The 6397-nt window shown below is 70.9% G+C and carries 7 protein-coding genes and 1 pseudogene; 1 reads left to right on the forward strand and 7 read right to left on the reverse strand.

Annotation, left to right across the window (positions count from 1 at the left end):
• The 4 genes and pseudogenes from HV824_RS34520 to HV824_RS34535 all read right to left on the reverse strand — a co-directional run.
• A pseudogene (locus HV824_RS34520) lies at positions 1-576 on the reverse strand (FrgA protein); the annotation flags it as partial.
• Positions 577-628: 52 nt separating this feature from the next.
• Positions 629-2077 carry an RDD family protein gene (locus tag HV824_RS38005; protein ID WP_303623450.1) on the reverse strand — a complete coding sequence of 483 codons (1449 nt, stop codon included), beginning with the start codon at positions 2075-2077 and terminating at the stop codon, positions 629-631.
• Between the two features lie 191 nt (positions 2078-2268).
• Positions 2269-2535: a GlsB/YeaQ/YmgE family stress response membrane protein gene (locus HV824_RS34530; RefSeq protein ID WP_163784503.1), complete on the reverse strand. Its 267-nt coding sequence runs from the start codon at positions 2533-2535 to the stop codon at positions 2269-2271.
• 108 nt (positions 2536-2643) lie between these two features.
• Positions 2644-3378 (reverse strand): 16S rRNA (uracil(1498)-N(3))-methyltransferase, encoded by a 735-nt coding sequence (locus HV824_RS34535; protein WP_176425164.1) that lies wholly within the window; start codon positions 3376-3378, stop codon positions 2644-2646.
• Between the two features lie 188 nt (positions 3379-3566).
• On the opposite strand from HV824_RS34535, the gene HV824_RS34540 reads away from it, so the two are divergent.
• Complete coding sequence (locus HV824_RS34540) at positions 3567-4856, forward strand: adenylate/guanylate cyclase domain-containing protein (RefSeq protein ID WP_217918000.1); 1290 nt, start codon at positions 3567-3569, stop codon at positions 4854-4856.
• Positions 4857-4878: 22 nt separating this feature from the next.
• Here HV824_RS34540 and HV824_RS34545 read toward each other — a convergent pair whose 3' ends face one another.
• From HV824_RS34545 to HV824_RS34555, 3 genes are all read right to left on the reverse strand, one after another.
• Positions 4879-5394 (reverse strand): Mpo1-like protein, encoded by a 516-nt coding sequence (locus HV824_RS34545; RefSeq protein WP_176425166.1) that lies wholly within the window; start codon positions 5392-5394, stop codon positions 4879-4881.
• 9 nt (positions 5395-5403) lie between these two features.
• A complete protein-coding gene (locus HV824_RS34550; RefSeq protein WP_176421285.1) occupies positions 5404-5895 on the reverse strand; it encodes a DUF962 domain-containing protein in 492 nt (163 codons plus the stop codon).
• Between the two features lie 107 nt (positions 5896-6002).
• Positions 6003-6397, reverse strand: a 395-nt coding sequence (locus tag HV824_RS34555) for a helix-turn-helix transcriptional regulator (RefSeq protein WP_176425167.1), incomplete at its 5' end; no start/stop codon positions are given.

The raw sequence follows: 6397 nt of genomic DNA on the forward strand, positions 1-6397 counted from the left end.
GGGCTCCTGCGCGACGGAGCGAGCCAGCCGCTCCACCATGTCCGCGGTGAGCGACTCCTCTTCCAGGGCGGCGGCGGGCGGCGGCGGGGGCAGGGCCGCCTGGGCTTCTGGATCCAACGCCGCCGCGAGCTTCGCGAAGCGCGGGGCCAGGGGCTGGCGGTAGATGGTGGAGACCCACTCGCGAACGCGCACCTCGGTGGCCACCCAGAGCTCGAGCGGCTTGCCCAGGAGGAAGCCGACCTCGTCGAGCTCCTTCTTGGGCACCGGGTAGCCGCTGGCGACGTGCAGCGTGTTGCCGTCCAGGGACAGGGGGACGACGCACAGGCGCTCGGCGATTTTGGGCGGGATGAAGGAGGCGACTTCGGGATTGGGCTCGAAGTCCATCAGGTTCACCGGCATGAAGCCGGAGACCTCTCCGAGCATCGCGAGCACGTCCGCCTCGCTGGCGACGCCGTGCTCCAACAGCACGGAGTCCACCTGCCCGCCCAGGGTCTGGTGCTGACGCAGCACCTCCCCCGCCTTCTCCTGCGTGAGAAGCATGCGTGAGACGAGGAACTGGGCGAGACGGGCGGGCATGTAGGACGCGGCATCTTACGGCCACGGCCGCAAGGCACAATGAGCCGGTGGTTCAGCTCGGTTGAACGACGAAGGTGGACGTCAGCTTGTCATGAAGCGTCTGCCCGCGCCGGTCGAAAAGCGCCATCCAGAAGCCACCGAGAAAGAAGACGAAGGACACGCTGGAAAGCAGGGCGCGCACGATGGCCCGACCCGGTGCCGGGGCGAGCCCATGTGTGTCCACCAGCCGCAGACCCAGGAGCAGCCGTCCGAGGGTCCGGCCGTTCCAGAGGAAGGCCGCCACCGCGCAGTACACGAGCGCGAGCACCAGCACGAGGAAAAACCCAGGCAGGAGGATGGTCTGGAGCGCGCGCAGCCAGGCCACGAAGGCATCGAACCCCGTCAGCCCCGCTTCCGGTGTCTTCAGCCCCGTCACGGACGAGGCCAGGGTGATGTAGAGCGCCGCCACCCCGGCGATGGCCGCCGTGTCGACGGAGAAGGAGAGCAGCCGCCGCCACAGGGAGGCCGGGCGGGCGCGCACTTCCGTGACGCCCGAGGCGGACTTGACCTGGGCCTTGGACGGAGGCGCCTTGATGGCCTCGGAGCGAGCCACTCCCACGGACACGCCGGGGAGGAGCGGCTCCATGTGCGGCAGGGCCGAGGGCGCCGTGGACGGGGGCTCCATCGACGGGAGACCCGTGGAGGCGGCCTCCGCGTGCTCCATGCGAGGCAGTCCGGAAGTGGACGCGACGGGAGGTGCCGCCTGCTCCATGCGGGGCAGGCCGACGGGCGCAATCGCCGGAGCCGCCAGCTGTGTCGGGGCCTGCGGACGCGGCGCTGGCGCCACCGGCGGCGTTCCGTAGGCCGGCGTCATGGGGGAACCCGTCGCCGGCTGGGGCTGGGCGGCGCGCGGCACGGCGACACCTGCACCCGGCGGCGGGGCGTGAGGCAGTGCGACGCCGGGCTGAGCGGCGCGGGGCGCGGCCTGCTGAGACGTGTCGGCTCCGGGCTGCGCGGGACGAGGCGCGGCGGCACCGGGCTGCGCTGCGTGAGGAGCGGCCTGCCGAGGCGCGGCGGCACCGGGCGGAGCCGCGTGAGGAGCGGCCTGCCGAGGCGTGGCGGCACCGGGCGGAGCCGCGTGCGGAGCGGCCTGCCGAGGCGCGGCGGCGGCACCGGGCTGCGCCGCGTGAGGCGCGGCCTGCTGAGGCGCGGCACCCGGCTGCGCGGCGCGGAGGGCGGCGGCTCCCGGCTGTTGCAGCGGCCGGGGCGTGGCGGCGGGCTGCGCCGCGCGAGGCATGGCGGGGCCCGGCAGCAGCGTGGACAGGGGGGCAACGGAAGGGGGCGGCGGCGCATGCTGCGCCAGGTCGGCGAACGCGGGGGTGCCCGGGAGCGTCGACAGCTCTTCCGCGCGTTGCTCCGTGCGGCGGTCGATGCGGATGTCGCGATTGAGGAGGCTGGGCAATCCGGATGAGCGGACAGTGACGGTGTCGCAGGCCGCGCACTCACCCACGGGTGGAAGCATGGCACCGCACTTCAAGCACTTGGACAACGGACTCCTCCCGGCTGGACGACTGCTACATGAAAAGACAGCCATGAGCCGGGGGCAAGAAAAGTGCGAGCCCCCGAGGTCCCTCGCTCGAAGGACCGTCAGGGGCTCATCACCGTTTCATGCGCGTGTCCCTCGAGGGACATCGCGTGGAGCGTCCTTCACTCTCAGGCATGTACCCGTCGCCGTCCGGCTGCGCCCACCAGCAGGAGCACGACGATTGCGCCGATCACCGACATGATGATGCCCGCGGGCCGCAGGTCGAAGAGCCGGCCATCGCGCTGGAACAGCGAACCGACAAGGCCGCCCACGAGCGAGCCGACCATGCCGAGCAAGGTCGTCGCGACCAGCCCCATGCTCTGCTTCCCGGGGAGGATGGCGCGGGCGATGAGACCCGCGATGAGGCCGATGACGATGAATGCGATGATCCCCATGAGTGTCTCTCCTGTTCGAGGGACCCCTGAAGTCCCTTACGGCAGAAACCTAGGAATCATCTTCGGACAGTGTGAACTGCCCACCTCGTGCGGTCGGCTGCCCCCCTGCTATCCGAGTTCGCCGTCCAGGTGCATCATCACCGCCAGCGCCGCGAGCGCCGCCGTCTCGGTCCGGAGGATGCGCTCGCCCAGGGTGACCGGCCGCGCGCCCAGGGCCTTCAAGGCCTCCACTTCTTCACGCGCAAGCCCCCCTTCGGGGCCAATCACCAGCGCCACGGCGGTGCCCGCGCCCGCGGCCCGGAACGCTTCACCCAAGGGCACGGCCGACTCCTCCTCGTCGAGCACGAGCAGGGTGGTGCCCGGGGGCAGCGAGCGGGCCGCGTCCACCAGCGGCGCGGGCGTGGCCACGCGTGGCACGTCGTCCCTGCGGCACTGCCGCGCGGCCTCCTCGACAATCTTGGTCCACCGGGAGGTGCGCTCCTCCGCGCGCTTGGGCTCGAGCTTCACGACACTCCTCGCCGTGGCCACGGGGTGGAAGGCGGTGGCGCCCAGCTCGGTGCCTTTCTGGAGCACCAGCTCCAGCTTGTCGCCCTTGGGCAGGCCCTGAAGGATGCTGACCTCGCGGCGCGGGGGGGCCACGCGCGCGGTGCCCAATGTCACGCGCACGACCTCCGGCGTGACGTGGGCCACGCGGGCCTCGAAGGCCCGGCCCTTCCCGTCGAAGACCTCCAGCGCGTCGCCTTCCTCCAGCCGCAGGACATGCAGGAGGTAGTGACGGCGCTCGCCGGTCAGCGCCACTTCGGCGGGAGCGGGCTCGGGCAACGGGGCGAAGAGGCGGACCAAGGCGAGTTCTCCAGCGCGCGGGGGGCTGGACTCTGACCCTGGGGGCCACCGACTTCAAGGTGTCAGGACGACGGACCGTTGCTCCGGACGCGTCCTGGCAGGCGCAAAAGATGCGCTGACCGCGGAAGCCCAGTGCGCTCGCTGTTCGAGGGGGAGTTGAGGCACGATGGCGAGCAGTGCTCGTCACCATGCGCCGCAGCGAGAAAGCCTCATCACACTCCAACGAAGAGGTGGTGCTGGCGACCAGCTCGCTTCAGGGCGAGCGCCGCGTGGCGGTCGTCCGCGTCCTGGTGGTGGCGCTGATGGCGGTCAGCCAGGGCGTCATCGCCTGGGGCGGCGGGGAGACGTACTCGGCGCCGGTGGACGGCGTGCGCCTGCAGGCGATGGCCGCGTACGTGCTCTTCTCCGTCGTCGCCATCGTCGTGTTGCTGCTCCAGAAGCCGCACCCGAACCGGGCCCGGTGGTTGCCCGTGCCCACGACGCTGGCGGACACCAGCTTCTTCTCCTTCATGGCGTGGCACACCTGGCGCATCTCCGGCGTCTTCGATGCAGGCATGTTGTGCGCCAGCCTGGGCATGGTGCTGGCGTTCTCCGTGGTGCGCTACTCGTGGTGGCACGTGTTGCTGTCCACGGTGCTGTCCAGCGGCGCCTACGCGCTGCTCGCGTGGATGACGGGGCACGGCTCGGTGGCGCGGACCAGCTTCGTCCTCATCTGCTACGCGGCCCTGGGGGCGCTCATCGCGCTGACGAACTCGGACGTGGGCGGCATGTTCCTCAACCTGCGCCGCCGCGACGGCCTGTCCCGCTTCCTGCCCCGGCAGGTGGTGGAGCGGGTGATGCAGTTGGGGGATGACTCCCTCCAGCCGGTGCAACGCGACGTCACCATCCTCTTCAGCGACATCCGCGACTTCACCACGCTGAGCGAGACGCTGGACCCGGGCCAGGTGCTGGCGTTGCTGGACGACTACTTCGGGCACATGGCCCACATCGTCATGGCGCGCCACGGCATCGTGAACAAGTTCCTGGGCGATGGGATGCTCGCGTGCTGGGGCGTTCCGGATGCGCGCGAGGACCACGCGGAGCTGGCCATGCGGGCGGCGCTCGACATGCGCGCCAAGCTGGAGGACATCAATGACCAGCGCGCGCAGCGAGGACTGCCTCCGCTGCGCATTGGCATCGGCCTGCACACCGGCGTGGTGGCGGCGGGCATGCTCGGCGGCGCCGAGCAGCACGAGTACACCGTCATCGGTGACGCGGTGAACCTGGCGTCTCGCGTGGAGGGCCTCACCAAGTCACATGGCGTGGACATCCTGGTGAGCGAGCGGACGTGGCAGAAGAGCGGCGGACACTTCGTGGGCGAGCGCCTGGGCGAAGCGCATGTGAAGGGCCGGCGGGAGTCCGTGGTCGTCTACTCCCTGCATGGCCCGCGCCCCCCTGGAGACGTACCGCCCGTGCTCAAGGCCGCGGCGGGCACGTAGCGCCTCGTCGCGGATTGGGCGCTCAGGCGGTCTGTGACTCGCCGGGGCCCGTCGTCACCTCGGCCCGCAGCGTATGCTTCAGGCCCACGGAGAACAGGGCCACCGTGAGCAGGTAGACGGGCTCGATGAAGAAGAGCAGGGGCCCGCCCAGGGACAGGCCATGCGTCTTCTTCTCGAAGACGACGTGCGCGCCGACGACCAGCGCGAAGCGCACGGCCATGACGCCCACCGCCACCGCGGCGGCGGTGCCCGCCGGAAACCGCGCGACGACGGCCTCCGCGGCGAGCAGCGTGGGCACCAGGGGCAGCGCCATCAGCAGCCCCGCCGTCCACTCCAAGGAGACGGCGTAAAGGACCACCGCCAGCAGCAGCAGGTGGGCTGCCGTGAGCGTCACGTCGCCCACGGGCAGCCGGACGAAGCTGAGCGGGACGAGCCACGCGAAGGTGAACATGTAGGCCCCCACGAAGTGCGCGGCGCGGCTGACGCCGTTCTCATGCAGGGGCAACCAGACGCGCAGCTTGTCGGCGAAGCTCGTCATGGCGTGGGACTACGCGCGGACCGGCGTGGTGGCGGACTGCTGTTGCGGCTTGAGGACGTAGTCCCCCAGGAGCACCGCGACGAAGAAGAGCGGACCCACCAGCGCGTGCACCAGGTTGGTGAGGAAGGAAGGCGACTTCTTCTCCCACACGCTGTGCCCGGCCAACTGCACCAGCCACGCGAACGCGGCCACGGCCACCACGCTCCACGTGGGCATCAGCCGGCCCACCGGGAAGCACGCGGCCATGAAGAGCACCACGAGGATGCCCAGCTTCACGTCGGCGCGCAGGTACCAGACGCTGGCCAGCGCCAACACCACCATGCCCAGCGTCAGCGAGCCGCCCGGAATCGCGGGCACCGCCAGCAGGTGCACCCAGTCCAGCATCGCGACGATGTGGAGCACGATGAGCGGGATGGCGATTTTGTGCGTCAGCCGGTTCGTCGGGTGCTGATGCGAAGAGTAGTACTCGTCGAAGAGGGCGACCACATGAGGCTTGAGCATGCGTCCTCCGGAAGCAAAGGGGTGTGGATGCTCCGCAGCGTAGGGGAAGTGGCGCCGGGTTTCCTGGCCGCGGACGCCAATCTCCTGGCCGGACACGCCACCCGGGCTCAGCCCGCTGCGGGCCGTTCGCGCCAGACGCGGGGCGTCATGCCCGTCCACCGCTTGAAGGCGCGGTCGAAGGTGCTCAGCTCCGAGTACCCCAGGAGGAAGGCCACCTCGCTGACCCCCAGGTGTGCGTCGCGCAGATAGTCAAAGGCCAGCCCGCGGCGCACTGCGTCGACCTCGTCCTGGAAGGACGTGGCGTGCTCGGCGAGCCGGCGCTGGAGGGTGCGGGGGCTGACGTAGAGTTGCTTCGCCACGTCGCCCATCTGCGGCGCTCCGTCGCGCAGGGAGTCGCGGAGGGCGTCGCGGACCTGCTGCAGGAAGGGGGGCGTGGGCGGCGCCGAGGGCGGCTCGGCGGCGGGGGTGCCGGCGGCGCGCTCCAGGACGGAGAGGAGGACGG

The organism is Myxococcus sp. AM009 (assembly GCF_013372605.1).
GTDB lineage: Bacteria > Myxococcota > Myxococcia > Myxococcales > Myxococcaceae > Myxococcus > Myxococcus vastator.